The following is a 19,641-nucleotide window of genomic DNA, read 5'->3' on the forward strand; positions in this document are numbered from 1 at the left end:
TTAAATAATCCAACACCACTTGGTGGTGATCTTTAGTTTTGAACTTATTGAACACATGCTCAATCGTGCCTTGTTCATTAATTAGGAAGCTGATCCGGTGCAGGCCATCGTATATCTTGCCCATAAACTTCTTCTCGCCCCACACGCCGTATTGTTCAGCCACGGTATGATCTTCATCCGATAGCAGGGTAAAGTTTAGGTTATCTCTCTCAATAAACTTGCCAAGACGCTTCACTGGGTCGATGCTGACACCTAGTACAGCTACATTAAGTGCATCTAGTTCAGCCTTAATATCCCTTAAGCCTTGAGCTTGAACAGTGCAACCCGGCGTCATTGCTTTGGGATAAAAGTAAAGCAGTACTTTTTGCCCCTTAAAGTCTGACAAGGTAACAGGCTGATCGTGTTCATTTTGCAGAGAAAACTCTGGGGCAGCAGCGCCTGCGGTGAGTGTGTTCATTGATTGAATCCTTCTATGGGGTGTGTTTGGTAAAATTGATTGTGCCGTTGACCGACAGCGTTGCGCATTTATCTTCGAACGCGCTCTTTAATTGTTGTAGGTCAATTTCCTCACCCAGTTTTGCTTCGATGGATAGAAAGCATTGGTCTTGGTCTTTTTTAATTGCTGACTTATCTATTGTTTGCGCACTTAAAGCGGAAAGCCCAATGTTCTTATCGGCAAAGAATTGTGTGAATTGTTCAGTAAGTCCTACTTTATCATCCGCTTCTATATGTGCATCCATGACATATGGGGTCGTTTGAGTCGGATGTGGGGTGGTGCGTTTGGTCATGGTGATGATGTCATTATCTTGTCCATATAAAGGCAGCATGGCTTCAATGCGTGTAATTGCATTCACTGTTCCTGACACAAGCATAATGAGTGTGCACTCTCCACCGAAAATGGCGATTCGGCTGTCGACAATATTGCCTTCTGCGTTAGCGACCAAACTAACGATCTCATTGCACATTCCTGGGCGATCGGTTCCAATCGCGGTAATCACTAAATGTTGACTCATAGTCATCTCTGAGAGCTTCTCCGGTGGGCCGTTAGCTTAGCATAGCTTGATAAGAAGAAAATACGCATAACGCATATGTTAGAAGCAGAGCTGATGAGCCATCAGCATGACCACTATGACTTCTTATTGACATCTTGTTCATCGACTTGTCATATAACGTTAGATCTGGCATAGGTATGCTGGCCGAATGACCGTATTCAGCCCCCCACATTATCTATATTAATTTCTTGTGTTTAACAATCGGCATACAGTACCATTCGAACAAGGTATTCAATTTTGGAGAGAGACATGTTTTCAGGAAGTATAGTGGCGTTAATGACACCTTTTAATCATGATGGTGAGGTGGATTTCATTAGCCTGAAGAAGCTAGTAGATTTCCACGTTGACGCAGGAACAACCGGCATTGTTGCTGTGGGCACCACTGGCGAATCTGCGACGCTAACTGTTGAAGAGCATGTTAAAGTCGTTAATAAAACGGTGGAATTCGCTGCTGGCCGTGTCCCGGTGATTGCTGGAACGGGCGCGAATGCTACTCACGAATCTGTTACTTTCAGTCGTTTGTTAAAGGACTCAGGTGTAGCAGGTTGTTTAAGTGTTACTCCTTACTACAATAAACCTACTCAAGAAGGGCTTTACCAACACTATAAAGCCATTGCTGAAGTTAGTGATGTTCCTCAGATTCTCTATAACGTCCCTGGAAGAACTGCAGTCGATCTGTTACCAGAAACTGTCGCTCGTCTATCTGAAATCGACAATATCGTTGCCTTAAAGGACGCAACCGGTGATTTAAGCCGAATTCAAATTCACCGTGAACTTTGTGGTGAAGATTTTATCTTACTGAGTGGTGATGATTCGACAGGCTTAGAGTTTGTTAAACGTGGTGGCCAAGGCGTTATCTCGGTGACCAATAATATTGCAGCCGCTGATATGGCTAAGATGATGCAGCTTGCTCTCGATGGAAACTACGAAGATGCTGAAATCATCAATCAACGTTTGATGACACTACACAAAAACTTGTTTATTGAATCCAGCCCAATTCCTGTAAAATGGGCAGCCCATCAAATGGGATTGATCGCTGAAGGGAATTTACGTTTGCCTTTGACGGAATTGTCGGAGCAATACAGACCTATCGTTGCGAAAGCTTTAACAGAAGCTGGCATTAATTAATCGATACAATAGCCGATGGGCGATCGTCGGCTCTTCTAGGAGTTTCAATGAAGTTTACTCATCAGCTAGTCATCAGTTCGCTAGCTGTTTTAATATTAAGTGGCTGTTCTGACAGTGCGGCTCAACGTCGTGAAGCAAGAGGCGATTTTGACTACCTGTCTACCGCGCCGATGCAAACATGGAAAGATCCCACTAACGCTCAACCACAGTTTTATACGAAGTATCAGATTCCGAAAGGGGATTATCAAGGGGCGATTGGCAAGCAAGTCGATATACGGCCTCCTCAAGAAGTTTTTGACCTTATTCCTGGTACTCAAGTAGCGCAGCGAAACGGTGACGCTATCGTTTGGTTCTACAGCCCTGACGAGGTGCCTAAGGTCTGGCAGACCGCTAAAAATGTCCTAGCGGAGCGCAAAGTGGCGACACCTGTTAGCACTGACAAAGACATTAAAACAGATTGGGTAACTTGGAACTCTAAAGACGAAGATACATCAATCGGTGCCAAATACGATATCACTATGCTCTCAACCGAGGAGCGATCTGGTATTCAGGTATCTTTAACCGATTGGCGCGAAGGTGGCAAAGAGTCCAAACCGACTGAGCTAGAAAAATCTCGGTACTCAGCGGTGATGATGAATTTGATTACCAATCAATATGATGCTGATAAACGTGAAGAAGAAAACAAACGTGCACAGGCATTGGTGAAGCAAATTCCAATCACAATGGGGACTGACCGTAGCGGTCTGCCTGTGATTATTGCGCGAATTCAGTACAACCTAGTTTGGTCTCGCCTACCAAGTATGCTGAAAACAATGGGCTTCACGGTGACGGACAAGAACCAATCGCAAGGTTCGATAAAAGCAGACTATAAAGCGAATGGCAGCGATTATTGGACTCGGGTCGGTGAAAAACCGATTAAACTGAAGAGTGGCAGCTATACCTTCTTGTTTGGTGATTTGGTTAACCGGACGTCAGTCAACCTAACCAACTCAGCAGGTAAACCTGTTGACGAAGCCGTACTAAAAGGATTGGTGCCTATGTTCAAAGATGCAGCCAAACATACTAAGACCGACCCAACCCCATAAATAGCTAACCTAGCTCAGCAACAAAGGCAGAGTTTACTCTGCCTTTGTTTTATCTGATTTTTCTTCCTTGTTTTGTTGAATCTGGTCTGCGTTTGACTGCTGCTCGCTGAGCTCATTGAGTTTATCCAGGTCGGATTTTCGTTTATCTAGATAATCGAGCTTCACTTTGGCTGAGTATTTTAAGGCTGCTATGTTACCTGCGATGATGCTAATAACAACAAACGCGATAACCCAAGGATTAAATAACCAATCTATGATATTCATTGACGTCCCGTCGGATTGATATTGATTATATATTGATTGTAGATTTCATCGAGCATGGTTGTAATGCTTTGATGGCCTAAAATCTCACTCTTTAGTAATTGATCTTTGAGCACTTGAAGCGTGAGCTGTGCTAGACATTGCTTTGATGTTTTTAGGTGACTGATATGCCAAGGTTCAAATGCTACGCCTCCACGGAAGGTATCGTAGGGAAAGAAGAAACCATAGCGCTCAACATTCGCTTTCAGCCATGTAGAGAATTTTGCCTGATGACCAGATTCGTATTCCCAAGGCTCTAGCAGCAACTCAGTATTACCTGTGATGGATGAGCCATCATAGACATCAAAATCCGTGCCCCAATGATGGCGGCTTGCACCAGGCAAAGCCGACCAATTTAAAATCGCTCTGATTTTTTCTGCTTCACTGAGGACATCCGTATCGAGTCGATTATTTTCTCTATCTCGGATCGCTAACTCTCCAGACATCTTACGTTGCCAAATTACGTTTTGCTGCTCGAAGCTGCGAAAGCCACTGGCAATGAAAAACTGAAAGCCAGCCTTTTCCGCAGCTAGCTGAAGCTTGATCAGATCTTGTTTCACGTCAGGGTTGAGCAAGAAGTGTTTATTGCCAACTTGTAGCGACGTTAAATGTGATGAATCAATGCCTGTTAGCTGCGTAGGGGTCATGGTTATCCTAGTAAGTTTTCCAGCGTTTTTTCATACATGTCGGTCAGCTTTTCTAAATCAGGAATGCTGACACATTCGTTGATTTTATGAATCGTCGCATTGACGGGACCTAGCTCGACGACTTGAGCGCCCATCTTTGCAATAAAGCGTCCATCCGACGTGCCTCCAGTTGTCAAAAGCTCAGGTGATTTGTGGTTGACTTCATCCACCGCTTTCACGACTGCCTCTAATAGGTTGCCTGAATCGGTGAGAAAAGGTTGACCACTTAATGACCAGTCTATCTCATACTCTAGCCCATGTGCATCGAGTATGGACTGAACTTTGTTCTGGATTTGTTCGCTGGTAATTTCAGTACTAAATCTAAAGTTAAATTGGACGTTGAACTCTCCAGGTATAACGTTAGCCGCGCCAGTGCCAGAATGTAAATTAGGGATTTGGAAACTGGTCGGAGGGAAGAACTCATTTCCGTTGTCCCACACGGTTTCCACCAACTCAGTCAATGCAGGCATGGCTTTATGCACAGGGTTATTCGCTAAATGAGGGTAAGCAACGTGGCCTTGTGTGCCTTTTACTTTCAAATCGCCAGTAATCGAGCCGCGTCTGCCATTTTTGATCACATCACCAATGTGATGAGTGCTAGATGGTTCACCAACAATGCACATGTCGATCAGCTCATTTCTCGCGGTTAGCGTATCAACCACACGTGTGGTTCCGTTGATAAACGGTCCTTCTTCATCAGAAGTGATTAAAAACGCAATAGAGCCTTGGTGATTCGGGTTGTTTTTAATAAAGCGCTCTACTGCAACTACCATACAGGCTAGGGAGCCTTTCATGTCGGCAGCACCACGCCCATGCAGGTAGTCATCGATGACTGTGGCTTCAAATGGCGGAGTATGCCATTGAGCAAGATCTCCAGGAGGCACGACATCAGTATGTCCAGCAAAGGCAAAAAGCGGTGCTGCATTGCCACGTCTTGCCCAAAAATTGGTTGTGTCATCAAACACCATAACTTCAATTTCAAAGCCGAGCTTTTTTAGACGCTCGATCATGACATCTTGACATCCTGCATCTTCAGGGGTGACAGACTGTCGGCTGATTAAGTCTTTGGCAAGGGATAAAGTAGGACTATCGGTCATTGTGTATACCTTATGAAAAGATGTTTGAATATTGCTCTGGCTTAAAGCCTATATGTAATTGATTATCGACCATTAAAATTGGGCGCTTAATCATGGCTGGCATTTCAACCATCAGTTCAATAGCACTTTTCTCGTCCAAAGTACTTTTTTGCTCGTCGGTCAGCTGTCTATACGTTGTTCCTCGTTTATTAAGGACGGTTTCCCAACCTAATTCTGAGCAAAACTGACTCACGAGTGCTTTATCGATGCCTTGTTTCCGATAGTCGTGGAATTGAAATGTAATATCTTGAGCGTCGAGCCATTTCTTTGCTTTTTTTATCGTATCGCAGTTTGGGATACCGAACATGGTGGTGTTCATTTACTTCCTTTATCTAAACGGGTGGGGCTGTGTTTCAAATCCTATCAGGAAGTGTAAACATACTCAAAAACTCGTCGATTTTTCTCGGAGCCTAAATCTGATACAGAGTGAGGGCAACTTGATCCGCCTCAATGCTTTCACGATGAAATTAGAAATAATATCGATAGATCCAAGCTACTCAGTTTTACATTTGCACGTTAGTTTTTGTGAGGAAAAATCAATGGACTTGAGTCCTGTATTTGCCAGGCGGCTTTACATAGCATTATTAGTTGAAAGCCTAGAAAGGCCCAACGTTCCCAAACTCATTGCGACGACGGGGTGGCCAAGGCGGACCATTCAAGATGTCTTAAAAGCGCTACCTGGCCTCGGTATTGAACTGATGTTCGTGCAAGATGGCAGACGTCATAACGATGGCTATTATCAGCTCTCAGATTGGGGACCGTTTGACAGTCAGTGGGTACTCGATCGTCACAAAGATATTGTTAATAGTGTCAGTCACTACAGTTAGTTGGATAGGCTGATAGTTATCGGTTGATAATAAAATAACCAATAAATAACCCCCAACTTAGTACCAGTAAAACCCAAGGCAATATTGTTGGGGATTGAGTAGGCGCTTGGTTGGCATCAGTATTAATGCTTTCGACGGGCGTTTCTTTGATTCCAGCTTCTTTTTCACGCTGAACCTTTTTCTTCGCTTTATCTGCCTTACGGTTTCTTTCTTTTTGCTGTTTTTTGTAGATGGCGATGCCTTTCTCAATGCCTTGGGCGACCAAGCGAGTTTGCTCTTTGGTTTGGCCCGGTTTTTGAGTCGCTTTCGCGATTTTCATTGCTTCTTTTTGGGTTTCTTCTGATGGGGTAATTTTATTTTTCATTGCTGTGGCAAAGTGACAAGTTTGCCGCTTAGGGTAACATGAAGCGCTAATGAAATTATCAACTATCTCTATCAGTTTTCTCCTTATTTGCTAATACCTTGCTTTAGACTTGGATTTATCGGCAGATATCAAGCTCGATTTTTCTACCACATTAGCTATCGTTTTATATGAGATGTCTTATTTATAAAGCTTGATGGCTATTGATATGGACTGCTCGCGTTAGGGGGATAACCACTGCTGCGAAACAGCCCATGTTAGAAAGCAAGGACGCATTGCTATCAAGTGTGATGATAAAACTGAAAGATGAAAAAAAATTAGTGAAAAAGTTCCAACACTTTTCTTTCGGTGCTCAATTTATGGTTATAGCCTACTTGGTTGCACTGCTAGTGATATCTTACAATATCAATGCCTTACAGGATGAAGTGAAAGAAGCGTTGGCGGACACTCAGCATACACAAAAGCTGGCAAATGATCTTCTACAGTCTTCAGAAGACCTCACCCGCATGTCTCGAACTTATGTATCGACAGGCGACCCAATCTACAAACATGCTTTTTTGAAAGTTCTGCAAATACGAAACGGACTAACGCCTCGTCCAAGCAATTACTCTCCCGTATATTGGCACTTAAATCTAGAAAATGGCGCTCACTTAGAAGGCGCTAAATCCCTGCCCATGGCCTCGTTGAGAGCTTTGATGTTAGATGCGAATTTTACGGCCAGAGAAATCTCATTACTTGATGAATCCCAGCATGCTTCAGATAAACTGGCCGAGATCGAACAAAAAGCATTTGCTCTTATTGCTGCCTCGGTAAACTTGCAAGACTTTGATGCATCCTCCCCCAATGCCAAACAAGCGTTAGCACTGCTCTACGACAAAGATTACGTCCAAGCCAAAAAAAATATTATGGTGCCTATTAGCCAAGTGATAGCCAGCGTGGAGAATCGTACGTCAAAGAAAATTGCGACAATCCAGTCAAATATTGACTTTCATATCAGACTGCTTTGGATATCAATACTGGCTGGAGCCGCAGGTTTCATGGCGGTATTTTTATATACTTACAACCGATTTGTCACTCCGTTGTCCCAACTCAGTGATTATGATGCGTTAACGGGTGTGTTTAATCGAAGAGGCTTCATGCTGATGGCTAAGCACGAGCTTCAACGCAGCCAGAAAGATGACTTAGCTCTATGCTTATTGATGATAGATATTGATCATTTTAAGATGGTTAACGATAACTATGGTCATATGGTTGGTGACCAAGTTCTGAAAAGCATCACCAAAAAGCTTCACATGAATTTGAGAGCGAGTGATTCACTAGGACGTTGGGGAGGGGAAGAGTTCATCGTTATCCTGCCCAATCAGGAATCCAGTCGGGCTTTGGTTATCGCCGAGAGGCTAAGGGAGTCGATAGAACAAAGCGAGCTACGCATTAACAAGAACACGACCGTTAAAGTCACCATCTCTATTGGACTTAGTTGCTTTAATAAGCACATAGCTAACTTGGAAGCTTTGATCTCGTCAGCCGATGAGCGGTTGTACAAAGCCAAACAAGGTGGGCGAAATCAGGTATGTCGGTGAACTGAAGATACATCAGTACATTTATTTTGTTGCAATTTGTGTAATCGGAACGGTGTGCGCTTGATGCGTCCCTTGTTTTATCAATAAATGAAAGGCTCTTACTTAAATCTGACCAAAAACCTCCATGAGCTTTTAGATTGTAGGCCTGTACATGCCGTTTATATAAGGCTAAGTGTTGCCTTGATTATCCTAAGAGTAATTCTATGAAAACAAATACTTTACTGACGTTGTCAGCCCTATCTGTGTTGTCCCTTTCTGGGTGTAGCCAGTTCCAAGCTTCCACAAATAAAACAGAGCCAAAGGTGAAAGTGAGCGTTGAAAGTGCATATCTAGCGCCTAAAGGAACCACGTTTGAAGGCCCGAACCTAGCTGATAATGGTAGAGAGATGGTGATTAGGGGTACGAGCTCTGGTGAACCAGCGATTTTCTTTAGTGCTCTGAAAGGGGATTTTTGGAATCATCCAGCACCTGTGATTACCACATCCAGTACAATCGAAGGCTCTGATGTTCAGTTCGTTAACTTTTCAAAGCAGATCACCTCTAATCCGTCGGTTAACTTCAATGGTCCTATGGTCTCCGGTGATCATATTGTGTTCTCTGCTGAACTGAACAACCATCAAAACGGAATATTTATATCCACGCTTGAAAACGGGAAGTGGGTGACGAAATCCATCCTACAGACCAATCAAGCAGTTGCTGGCAAAAAAGTGGTATCACTGAATGCACCATATATTAGTGATGGGGATGTGTACTTTATTGCCAAAATGAATGACGGAAAAAGCGATAGTGTGAACGTAGTGCGCTATATCATTAATACTGGCGATATGGATACATTACAGACTTCGCAAACTGAAGGTATTGGCGATTTTTGGGATCTGTCTTTAAACAAAGACAGATTCTCTGTTAGAGCCTTTAACGAGTCGACAAAACAACAAAATATTTATGTCTATGACCACAAAAATAGCTTTAAACCAGTTTATGGTAAGTTGAGCTACCCAAAAGGAACGGATGCTTTCACATTAGGTGGCCCTAGCTACTATAACTACGATGGTCATCAAGACTATGTGGCTAATATGGTTGTATTTAGCAAAAATAAACAACTCAAGGATATGGCCATTTTTTCCAATGTTTTGCCTAAGCTTTCATGGGTGGAAACGGGAGACAGTATCGTTGATGAAAGTAGTAAAATAGAGGCGGTTGGAAACCCCACTCTTTCCGTAAGTCAGCACTACGCTTCGATCGCATTTCAAGCAACCACGAGCCAATCACCAAAAGTGTCAGGTGTATACTTCTCTTCAGTAAACAGAGACAAGGCCACTAATGCAGGTACTGAGACAATACTGCCCGTTGTTGAGCCCCATACTCAAATTGCTCAACTAGGTAAAGTTGAACAAGTGATGCTAGGTTCAGTAAGTCTTCGTCACAATACTATTGCTACAGCGGTGAAGCTTGATTCTGGAGAATATGGGATTGTGGTTTCAGAGGTGACGAGAAGCTGAGTATAGGTATGTAGACAAAACGTGTGAATACTCACACGTTTTGTCAGAGAGTGTCTTTTGCCCCTTTCTAAGTTTCAAAGGTTAGGTTCGTAATTTACCTAGGTCAGTTTTCACCCTATTAAAACTAATCTCAGCTTAGAGTTGCTAAAAGGGGCCAAGAGTAGCGTAGTTGAACTATGACTGACCTAAAAAGGCAGCCACTACCTGGCAGTATGGATTATTGTTGCCTGGCCACATTGTATTTGAAACTTGGAATACGACTGGTTTGTTAGCTGCGTATGCTGTTAATGCAACCGAAAGCATAGACTTTAAGCCCGGAGAAGTAGCGGACAGCCATACTCCAGTCGGACATTGAGAAAGGCCTGTATTGAGTAGGATTACTACGTCGGAAGTGTCAGAACTTGAGCCTGAGTCAGCATATGCTCGAATTTGTCCAATGTTTCCGCTAGTAGTATATGTGCCAGCATAAGCCAGTGAGCTAACAGTTGAAGCTACAATTAGCACCAAAAATAAAATACGTTTCATAAGTTCTCCACAAAGAATAATTAAGACACCAAACGCGGCACACTCTAATTTTACAAGCCGTATTGTTCAAGATATGAATGTGATGAAATTTTGATGGAGCGGCTAACTAGGAGCTGCCCCGTTCTTCGCTAGAACATCAACTCAACAGCATGACACTGCTGATTTTTTGCCCTACAAAATGTCATCATCAAATTTCAAAATTTCGCGGACTATAAAAGAATCATTGGCTTACGTCTAGAGCCTATCACTAGAAACAATTGTTTTTGCTTTTAGTAATTATCTCCATTTATCTTTATAGATTAATGGGATACGTTCTTTTCTTTTCTCTGACATTTTTCTTTAATTATTTTTACATTTACTTACATATTACGTTTGTATATATTCTTCCCCGATTATTTCTGATGAATTAATCAGAATGGAATACTAAATAAAAACAACGTATTGGGGCTATATTCACCTTCTCCCCTGGCTTTTGATTTTCGATACAGACGTAAAATTACAATGACTAAGACGTTCAAATTTCTCCTGCTGCTGATGGCGGCATCTGTGTTTGTCGGCGCGCCCGCTTACGCCAAAATGACCAACCAACAGCTTCAGCAAGCACTGATAAGCAAACTCCATATTACAGACCATGACGCGCCAGTGATGCCTGAAAGCAAAACAGAAAAAGGGACAAAGCAGGATAAACGTTCGTCTGACAACTCGAAAGAGCAAACCAACACCCAAGCATCGAATCACAACGCCAAGGCAGCCACGGCCATGATGTCCGCATTGAGCTTAGGGTCAGGTGAGGAAATCGCGCCAGCCATGCCTGATTTTACAAAGCGTGGATACTCTAGTGCTGGAGACAATATTGCAGTGAGCGCATGGACTGGTTTGCCAACGGTAACCATTCCATTGATTCATGTACCTGGTAATGATGGACTGTCCTTAGACGTTGTTTATGCGTATGATAGTTACTCTAGCAACAATACTTCGAAACCGCATAAAACTACGAACCCGTCATTACACGGCGATATCTTTCCAGGCTTAATTGGAGGAGACACACCAAGTAAGAATGCATTCAGCTTTAGGGACGAAGAAGGCAATGTTCATGTAATGTACTATTCATCTAATGGGCACTATATGTCCAGAGATCATTGGCGTGCAATAGTTTCTAATGGTGTATACGACTTCCTTTCGCCAAATGGCGTTACCTATACTTGCTCAAAAGTGGGCTCTCCTAGTGTTCTTAGAGTTACAAAAATTACCAGCGCTCATGGAGGCGAGTTAATAACTTACACGTGGTCCAGTAACGGTGAGGTAAGCATTAAATTGGCTTCTTCTGGATACAAAGTTACGTGGAATCCTAATGATCATGTACTTAGCCAGACAGATGGGCACAGTATAACGCTTATCCCATCGAGTACGTTTGTACAAAATGGATGGTATAAGATATGTGAACATGAAAACCACGGTGATTATTACTGTCGGGCGTATAAGTACTACGATGAACAGGTAGGAACCGATACGATAAAGTTCTCTAATTCATATTACTGGAAGCTTTCCTTTCACGGAGCATTTCCTTTAGGAACGGCTAACTACGGCGTTGTAAATCACCCGCCATATGAATATGTTAACTATTTAACACAAGTACAAAGTCCTTACGGAGCGATAGCTAAGTTTAGTACTTCTATTACGTCTAGTTCATTTCGCGAACAAAGAAACAACTCAAGCTTTACCCCGCGCTTTGGTGCCTATCGTGTCAGTAGCTACACCAAAAGTGGTCCGGGCATGCCAACCAGCACTTGGAAATACCACTACGCCCAAGATGCCACCACGATCACAGGGCCAGTAAAAACTCAATTAGTTCACTTTGTGCCAGTTGGTGCATCCGATACGCCAGAAGTTCACCACGTCATGGTGCCGATTATGAATGGCGGTATCACCTTCTTTGTGCCATCGACTTACACTACGTATCAGCCAAAAAACCACTATATTGATGGGTTAACGCTCGATAGTTTGGTCACCGATACCAAAACGGGTGCATCACTGTTGTATACAAAATATCAGTACCATTATAGAAAGCTCGGTCCAATGCAAAGCAGTGGCAATGCACCAAATACCCGCTCGTATCAGTTAATACCGTACCAATCAGAGGCGACGCAAGTCACATACGCGACCAGCGCTGGCGCGACCCCAACGATTACCGATAACTATGAGTACAACGGTGATGGATTGGTGAGCTCAGAAACGTTGGGGTCGATGAACGGCGACGAGCAAAGCATTAGTAAAAGTTACTTCGATAAGCAGTACAAAGACAGCGCGGGCATGAGTCACTACCTCATTGCGACAACCAGCGATGTGACCGATGGCAATGATGGCTCCGCTGTGGATGCATCCAGCTCGGTAATTGATGAGAATGGCTACACCACGTCAAACACTCACAATGGCGTCACGACCACGTACACCTACGGGCCAACCGGTAACCTGGCCACACAAACCAATGCACTAGGCAACACCACCTCGTACTCGGATTACTATGCGGGTTTTGCTCAAGTTCAAATTGATGCCCTCGGCCATGTAAGTAAATTCAAAGTTAGTCCTGATGGGACGGTTGCCAACTTTACCAACCCTGCTGGGTACAGGACTTCGTATCGTTATGACTTTTTGGAACGTGTCATCAAAGCCAATTTACCTGATGGTGATATATATACTAGTTCCTATAAGCTGGTCAATAATCAAGAAGAGACAATAACAACTCACGGCAATGCCGTACAGACCACCGTTTTCAATGCCTTTGGTAAGCCTGAATCCATCACAGTCACTGCACCAGGCATCACTTCCTACACGCAAACCGATCAATACGATGCCTTGGGTCGCAAAGTCTTTACTTCGTATCCAGGTGATACACAAGGTACAGCAACCACTTATGATGGACTAGGCCGGGTTATTGAAACAGATTGGCCCGTATCAGGCCCAGGTGAAACGGGGAAATATCAAACCACCACCGCTTACCCGAGTTGGGACCAAGTTGAGCATACCGATGCGGACCACAACGTTATTGATACCACCAATGACATTGTAGGCAGTTGGGATAACAGCTTAGGCCCAATACAAATTGTGGTGCCACTCAATGATGGCCTGCCTCAGACCACCACTATTACCCGTGATGCCATGGGGCGTATGCTGTCTGTCGAGCAAGGCGGCTGGACTCGCACTTACCAGTACAACGGTAACTTCTGGGTCAGCGAAATCGATAACCCAGAGACCGGGGCAACCAAATACACCTATGACGCCATCGGTGAGGTCTTGAACTCTCAGGTTGGTGATAGTGGTGTGACGAAAAACACCTACGACAAAATTGGTGAGCTCACCACTACCACCTTCCCGGATGGTCAGGTGAATGCGTTTACCTATACGCCAACGGGCAAGAAAGCCACTGCCGATGTCACCGGAAATGGTATGCCCAATACGTGGACGTATACCTACAATTCACTCGATAAGTTGAAGTCTGCGAGTTTGTCCATCAATGGACAAAACCCCATGACGTTTAAGTACGCTTATGACAGCCATGGATTTATGTCTTCGGCCACCTATGCTGACGGTACTGAGGTAGACTATGCGCCCGATTCACTAGGAAGGCCAACCAAAGCCAGTGATTGGGTCACCAATGTCAGCTACATGGCCGATGGTCACGAAAAAAGCTTTACCGATGCCAGCGGTGTCACTACTGCATATACGCTGAACGCGCGCCACATGATTCAAACACTTGAATTGAGTAGCAGTCAGAGCATCAGTGAAGATTATCACAACATCACGTTGACCTATGGCTATGATGGCAACGCCAACATCAAGTCTGTGCAAGATACTAGGCCTGACCATGACAAGAGCTACTCATACAATGGTGCTAATTGGCTAACACATGCGTCTATCTATGGCCATTTCGTCAATATTGCGTATGACGCAACGGGGAATATCACGTCCAAGAGTTACGAAGGGCAAACGCTCAACTACAGCTATGATGAGAAGAACCGCCTTCAGTCTGTCTCTGGCAATATCACAGGAGCATTAACGGGAACCTGGCAAAGTAGTGACGTAAAACCACTGTCTGAGAGCTTTTCTTATGATGCGTATGGGGATGTGACAAGCCGTAATGGCAGTGGCACAACCTTTACTTATAACGATGCAAAGGAGCTCACCACCGCAAATGGGAGCAACCCAGCCACAGGCAGTAGGTTTGATTATCAATACTATTACGACGCAATGGGGAATCGTGTTGCCGTAGAGAACCTCAACACCAGTGCGCTGCACTATGAGGTATACAATCAAAAGAACCAACTGCTGTATAAGAGCGATGGACAGACGGCGACCAACTACATTTACCTAAACGGTCGAAAGATTGCGGAAAGTACACACCCAATAACGACGACAGCCGACACCACAAGCTCTACGTTCTTCCACAATGACTTGCAAGGCTCGGTCATTTTTGAAACCAAGCCCACTGGAACGATTGTAGACTCAGATGGGGAAGGACAAACCTATCTGCCGTATGGCTCAGAAGTTAACCCAGGGATCTACAAAGATACATTAACGGGTGAGATTGGTGAGCATATTGGCTTTATCAATAAACCGTATAACAGTGAGACTGGCCTGTCTTACTTTGGGGCGAGATATTATGACCCACTGATTGGGCGCTTTATGGGGATTGACCCGAAAGGGTTTGACCAAACTCGGCCAATGACGTTCAGTCGGTACGCCTATGCTGCTGATAATCCGCTTCGATATAAAGACCCTGATGGTAAAGAATGGGTTGATGAAGAAACGAGATATAATATTGAAGTCGATTTGGATGCGTTTGGACCCGAATTTGATGGATTAGAGCATATGGGCGAAGAAGCTATTGTTGGAGGAGGAAAGCTTCTGGGGAAAGCAAAGCAAGCCTATAATGATTTTGTTAAAGACAGTGAAACCGAAGCTAAAGTAGTAACTAAGGGCGGAGCTTATGGCAAAATCAAAGGTATCGCGGGTAACGAAGCTCACCATATGCCTGCAGATTCAGTAAGCTCCTACTCTTCTTACTCAGGGCCAGCCGTATCTATGTCTGCTGCTGACCACGCGAAAACAGCAAGTTATGGTAGTACCAAGACAGCGAAGGGTTATCGAGCTATGCAAGCTAAGCTTATTGCGGAGGGTAAATTTTTGGAAGCTCAACAAATGGATATAAGTGATATTCGGTCTAAGTTTGGCTCAAAATATGATAAAGGAATACAGCAGATGCAAGCATATACTAAGAAACTCTTAGGGAAAGGTAGTAAAGGAACGGGGGGGAAAGGTATCAATAAAGTGTCCAGTAAAATTTACTAATACCTAGAAAAATGTCTATGGACTACCGTGTTGCTACTTTCTATATTCATTAACAACAGTATCGATAGTAGAAACTGTAAGATGACAGCTGTAACATATGGTAGATTGTGGGGAGACTTACGCCTCTGGAACGATGAAGAAGTAGTTTGATATTGTATGAAAATGAATTTTGTAGTTACACCACACATCGGTGTAAATCCAGTAAGATTTAATATGTCACGAGAGGACGTTAGAAGTTGTTTGGGTGGTTCATTTACGAGTTTTGCAAGAACTCCTATGGATGTAGAGCCTTGTGATCACTATGAATCTTTGGGCCTTTTTGTTTATTACAACTCTCATAGAGCAGTTGAAGCTATGGAATTTACATTGAATTCTGGCTTAGAATTCAATGGCCGGAAGTTACTAGAAATTTCCTATCAAGAGTTTGAGCGGTTAATGTTTGGTATAGACTCAGATCTGGAAGTCGAGGTAGATGGCTGTACTTCCTACAAGCTAGGCATAGGTGCATACGCCCCAAGGAAGACCGACGACCCTAAATCTCCAGCAGCTACGGTTATCATATTTGGGGAAGGATACTACGATTAAAGTATCGAATTTTGTGTGTGATTCATAGAATTTCTCATCCTAGACCAGCGATTTAGAGTAAGAACTCTAAATCGCTTCTGTCCAAAAGTTTCTCAGAAACCGCGGTAATGACAAACCGCGGTAATGACAATGTGATCACCAAGCAATATGCCCAAGTAGCGACGGAGTTGCTACCGACCCATCAACGCCAAAAGCTCTAAGAAGGCAACCAGTGCAAGCAATATACTAGTGCTTTTCCAAAACAGTATTGGATTTCTTTTAATCAAAGGTTTGCTTTGTCTGTTTTTTTGCAGTTGGGCATTAGGGGTATGAAGATCGGTGACGAACTCACTTAATACCTGATAGCGCTGTATCATTGAGGGGTGGCAGGCTTTTTCAAAGGTTAAGTTTACCCATTCTGGGATGTCTGGCCTCAAGGACTGAAGTGATAGGTAGTGCCATTTCAGGTGACGAGCGGATTGGATGGACTGAATCGTGCGTGTTTTGAAAGGTAATTCCCCCGTTAGCATTTCATAGCCAATGACGGCAACAGAGAAAAGGTCCGATTGGGTTGTTGCGCTACCTGTATTGATGTATTCAGGTGCTATGTAATTCACATCGCCAAGGGGGAGATCTGACGGGTTAGAGAGTTGTATTTCGTCAATGCCTTCGACTTGAGTTGAGCCAAAGTCTATCAGCTTAATATCGCCTTGTTCTGTCATCATGATATTTTCGGGTTTAAGATCGCGATGAACCATCCCCGCACGCTGAAATACTCGTATTGCCTTGATTAACTCATCAAGGATATTCCTTACTTTTGCGAGTTCAGGGCTAGGGTTGTCCAACATCCATTGTCGCAAAGTCATCCCTTTAATGGGCTCGCAAAGTTGGTAGGCGAACTTTGAGTCTTCTGGGGGCATGAAGACTTTCATTACCATGGGGCTATTGAGCTTCTGTCCCACCCAATACTCATTGGAAAAGCCTTTTAGGTAAGCGCTATCCTCGCTCATACATATGGATGGGGCTTTGAGTACATACCGCTCTTGATTAATGCTATTTTCCACCTCGTAGACGTGGCTTCGGTTACTGGTATGCAAGACTTTTTTGACAACGTATCGATCAATTCTATTGCCCACTTTCATCGCGGGTGGAATCGCTCGGCGAGTCATGAGTGCTTGGTGTTCAAGCAGCGTTGGCTTAGGTAAGTGGGTTATCTCAATCATCAAACAGGACACATTGTCGTCACTGCCATGTTTGATTGCTCGATGGCAAATATCTTCACACAGATCTTCTAAGTTTCGAAATCTCTCATCGCAAAGAGACGCCAAATCTTTGTCCACTAGCGTCGAGTGAACACCATCTGTGGTCAGTATAAACCTGTCGCCACTTTGTAACACAATGGTTGAATAGTCGATGTCGACTTTGCTATCTATGCCGAGGGCTCTTGTGAGATAGGAGTCTCCAGCCAATGGCTTTCTTTTGTGGTCTTTGGTAAGCAGTTGGAGTTTTTGGTTTCTTAATAGATAAATTCGGCTATCACCAATGTGGAAAATATGCCCCGTATTCGACTTGAAGATGATGGCGCTCAGTGTCGTAACAAGACCGTTGTGATTGAGTGATTGTGTTTCTCCTTGATGGAATAGCCAAGAGTTGAGTGCGTCTAATACTTTGCTCGCAGAGCGCCTGACACCCCAACTATCTGGTGTGGTGTAGTAATCTAAGACAAATTGAGTCACACCGGTATGGCTTGCTTGTTGCCCAAAGTCGCTGCAACTGGCCCCGTCCGCAATACAGGCGGTGACGCCTTTTAATTCAAGCTCCGTACGCAGAGTGGGCGATTTGACGATTAACGCATCCTGGTTTTGATGCTTCGCTCCAGCCAGTGATCGTCCTCCAAATCGAACGGCCAGTTTAGTTGGTTTTTCAATTTGAGTTACGATCATAGAGTGGACCTACTACTCCTTATTAAACATAAAGATATGTTGCGTGATAATTGCCTAAAATAACCTCAAAGCGATATAAAATTTTCTCTTTCTGTGTACGATTTCTAGTGCTAAACGTCTAATCGGTGATCTATTAGTTAGAAACATCGATTAGCGTCACACTGCCGTCTTCATTGACTTCAGCAATTTGTCCTTTTGGTTCTTCCATGAGTAATAACACCAGAAAGCCAAGGACAGCGGTGCCAGCGATCACAAAAAAGAAGGTGTGGTAATCGACAAAAGATAACACAGTGAGATAAACCACCGCCCCCACGTTCCCGTATGCGCCAGTCATTCCGGCGATTTGGCCAGTCATTCTGCGTTTAATTAAAGGCACGGTCGCAAATACAGCCCCTTCTCCTGCTTGGACAAAGAAAGAGCATGCCATGGCGGCGAGCACCGCAAGCCAAACGGGCCACTGTGCGCCAATTTGGCCCATCACAAAGTAACCAGCGGCTAAACCTGCGGTTAGTATCAGCAAGGTAGGTTTGCGACCAAATTTATCAGAGATCCACCCACCACCAGGTCGAGACATGAGGTTCATAAATGCATACGCGGAAGCGACCATTCCAGCCACGACGGGCGACAATGAAAAGGTATCTAAGAAAAACAGCGGTAACATGGACACAACGGCGAGCTCAGAGCCAAAAGTGGCAAAATAAAGCACATTAAGAATAGCGACCTGTTTAAATTTGTATCGATGGATTGGCGCCGTGTCATATTGAAATACGGTTTTATTGATTTTCCATAACTGATTGACTTCATATAGATAGAGCGCAGTGAGGCCTATGTAAATACTATGTACGGCGCCATCGGATAGCATATTGACACCGCTTGGCGACAGCTTCCATGCCAATAGCGCTAGAGCGGCATACATAGGGATTTTCATCAGTAAAAGCAAAAAAAAATCCCCTGTGCTGGTGACTTCTATGCCTGATAGGTGTTTAGGCCTAAAATACGTTGATCCTTTTGGTGTGTCGGAGACATTTTTAAAGAAAACGACGGAGAAAAGTAGACACATCACTCCCGTCAGGCCAATGGCATAGCGCCAACCATCCTCTCCGCCAAAAAGAAGAGCTAGGGAGGGAAGCGTAAAAGCGGCAGCGGCAGAGCCGAAATTACCCCAGCCGCCATAGATGCCTTCTGCTGTGCCCAGTTCGTGGTGTGGGAACCATTCAGACACCAGTCGAATACCAATCACAAAGCCTGCACCGATAAACCCAAGTAAGAAGCGGGCAATCGCCGCTTGTGTGTAGTTATCTGCAAGGGCAAACATAAAGCAGGGGATGGAACAAAGAACGAGCAGAGCGGTGTAGATTATTCTGGGGCCGTATTTGTCGGTAAACATTCCTATGATGACCCGAGCAGGGATGGTGAGGGCAACGTTGAGAATCAGTAAGGTAGTGATTTGCTCTTTATTTAACCCGAGTGAAATCTTGACCATTTCCAGTAGAGGCGCGAAGTTGAACCAGACAAGAAACGTGATAAAAAAGGCCATCCAGCTTAGGTGCAGAACTTTCATTTTCCCTTTGAAGGATAGAATCGAAAATGGGACATTATTCATGATGGT

At 44.1% G+C, this 19,641-nt stretch carries 17 protein-coding genes; 7 read left to right on the forward strand and 10 right to left on the reverse strand.

Annotated elements, in window-relative coordinates; translation table 11 throughout:
• On the reverse strand, nt 1–457 hold a 457-nt coding region (bcp, locus tag M9194_RS13890; RefSeq protein WP_250613281.1), incomplete at its 3' end, for a thioredoxin-dependent thiol peroxidase.
• 13 nt (nt 458–470) lie between these two features.
• Nucleotides 471–1,013 (reverse strand): glycine cleavage system transcriptional repressor, encoded by a 543-nt coding sequence (locus tag M9194_RS13895; protein WP_250613282.1) that lies wholly within the window; start codon nt 1,011–1,013, stop codon nt 471–473.
• Between the two features lie 288 nt (nt 1,014–1,301).
• On the opposite strand from M9194_RS13895, the gene dapA reads away from it, so the two are divergent.
• Both dapA and bamC read left to right on the forward strand, forming a co-directional pair.
• Nucleotides 1,302–2,180: a 4-hydroxy-tetrahydrodipicolinate synthase gene (dapA, locus tag M9194_RS13900; protein ID WP_250613283.1), complete on the forward strand. Its 879-nt coding sequence runs from the start codon at nt 1,302–1,304 to the stop codon at nt 2,178–2,180.
• A gap of 47 nt (nt 2,181–2,227) precedes the next feature.
• Nucleotides 2,228–3,265 carry an outer membrane protein assembly factor BamC gene (bamC, locus tag M9194_RS13905; RefSeq protein ID WP_250613284.1) on the forward strand — a complete coding sequence of 346 codons (1,038 nt, stop codon included), beginning with the start codon at nt 2,228–2,230 and terminating at the stop codon, nt 3,263–3,265.
• Between the two features lie 33 nt (nt 3,266–3,298).
• Here bamC and M9194_RS13910 read toward each other — a convergent pair whose 3' ends face one another.
• Genes M9194_RS13910 through M9194_RS13925 form a run of 4 tightly spaced genes read right to left on the reverse strand, consistent with a single transcriptional unit; the run spans nt 3,299 to nt 5,706 of the window.
• Complete coding sequence (locus M9194_RS13910; protein WP_250613413.1) at nt 3,299–3,523, reverse strand: DUF2897 family protein; 225 nt, start codon at nt 3,521–3,523, stop codon at nt 3,299–3,301.
• A gap of 2 nt (nt 3,524–3,525) precedes the next feature.
• The gene (locus M9194_RS13915) at nt 3,526–4,212 is read right to left on the reverse strand and encodes a M15 family metallopeptidase (RefSeq protein WP_250613285.1); all 687 of its coding nucleotides are present in this window, start codon (nt 4,210–4,212) and stop codon (nt 3,526–3,528) included.
• Nucleotides 4,213–4,214: 2 nt separating this feature from the next.
• On the reverse strand, nt 4,215–5,348 hold the full coding sequence (gene dapE / locus M9194_RS13920; RefSeq protein ID WP_250613286.1) for a succinyl-diaminopimelate desuccinylase: 1,134 nt from the start codon (nt 5,346–5,348) through the stop codon (nt 4,215–4,217).
• Between the two features lie 10 nt (nt 5,349–5,358).
• Nucleotides 5,359–5,706, reverse strand: a complete 348-nt coding sequence (locus M9194_RS13925) for an ArsC family reductase (RefSeq protein WP_250613287.1) — start codon at nt 5,704–5,706, stop codon at nt 5,359–5,361.
• Nucleotides 5,707–5,926: 220 nt separating this feature from the next.
• Here M9194_RS13925 and M9194_RS13930 point away from each other — a divergent pair, with 220 nt between their 5' ends.
• Complete coding sequence (locus M9194_RS13930) at nt 5,927–6,214, forward strand: winged helix-turn-helix domain-containing protein (protein WP_250613288.1); 288 nt, start codon at nt 5,927–5,929, stop codon at nt 6,212–6,214.
• A 16-nt stretch (nt 6,215–6,230) separates the two neighbouring features.
• Here the strand turns inward: M9194_RS13930 and M9194_RS13935 are convergent, their stop codons facing one another.
• Nucleotides 6,231–6,578, reverse strand: coding sequence for a DUF2956 domain-containing protein (locus M9194_RS13935; RefSeq protein ID WP_250613289.1), 348 nt, complete (start codon nt 6,576–6,578; stop codon nt 6,231–6,233).
• A 251-nt stretch (nt 6,579–6,829) separates the two neighbouring features.
• On the opposite strand from M9194_RS13935, the gene M9194_RS13940 reads away from it, so the two are divergent.
• Nucleotides 6,830–8,155 (forward strand): GGDEF domain-containing protein, encoded by a 1,326-nt coding sequence (locus M9194_RS13940; protein WP_250613290.1) that lies wholly within the window; start codon nt 6,830–6,832, stop codon nt 8,153–8,155.
• A 203-nt stretch (nt 8,156–8,358) separates the two neighbouring features.
• A complete protein-coding gene (locus tag M9194_RS13945) occupies nt 8,359–9,654 on the forward strand; it encodes a hypothetical protein (RefSeq protein ID WP_250613291.1) in 1,296 nt (431 codons plus the stop codon).
• Between the two features lie 174 nt (nt 9,655–9,828).
• On the opposite strand, the gene M9194_RS13950 is transcribed toward M9194_RS13945, so the two are convergent.
• Entirely contained in the window at nt 9,829–10,179 is a 351-nt protein-coding gene (locus M9194_RS13950) for a hypothetical protein (RefSeq protein WP_250613292.1), read from the reverse strand.
• Between the two features lie 501 nt (nt 10,180–10,680).
• On the opposite strand from M9194_RS13950, the gene M9194_RS13955 reads away from it, so the two are divergent.
• Together M9194_RS13955 and M9194_RS13960 are read left to right on the forward strand one after the other, a co-directional pair.
• Nucleotides 10,681–15,525, forward strand: a complete 4,845-nt coding sequence (locus tag M9194_RS13955) for an RHS repeat domain-containing protein (protein ID WP_250613293.1) — start codon at nt 10,681–10,683, stop codon at nt 15,523–15,525.
• Between the two features lie 354 nt (nt 15,526–15,879).
• The gene (locus M9194_RS13960) at nt 15,880–16,110 is read left to right on the forward strand and encodes a hypothetical protein (protein WP_250613294.1); all 231 of its coding nucleotides are present in this window, start codon (nt 15,880–15,882) and stop codon (nt 16,108–16,110) included.
• Nucleotides 16,111–16,280: 170 nt separating this feature from the next.
• Here M9194_RS13960 and M9194_RS13965 read toward each other — a convergent pair whose 3' ends face one another.
• Entirely contained in the window at nt 16,281–18,032 is a 1,752-nt protein-coding gene (locus tag M9194_RS13965) for a bifunctional protein-serine/threonine kinase/phosphatase (RefSeq protein WP_250613295.1), read from the reverse strand.
• Nucleotides 18,033–18,165: 133 nt separating this feature from the next.
• Nucleotides 18,166–19,635, reverse strand: a complete 1,470-nt coding sequence (locus tag M9194_RS13970) for a NarK family nitrate/nitrite MFS transporter (RefSeq protein WP_250613296.1) — start codon at nt 19,633–19,635, stop codon at nt 18,166–18,168.
• Nucleotides 19,636–19,641 lie beyond the last annotated feature (6 nt).

The sequence above is a fragment of the Vibrio sinus genome (assembly GCF_023634645.1).
Lineage (GTDB): Bacteria > Pseudomonadota > Gammaproteobacteria > Enterobacterales > Vibrionaceae > Vibrio > Vibrio sinus.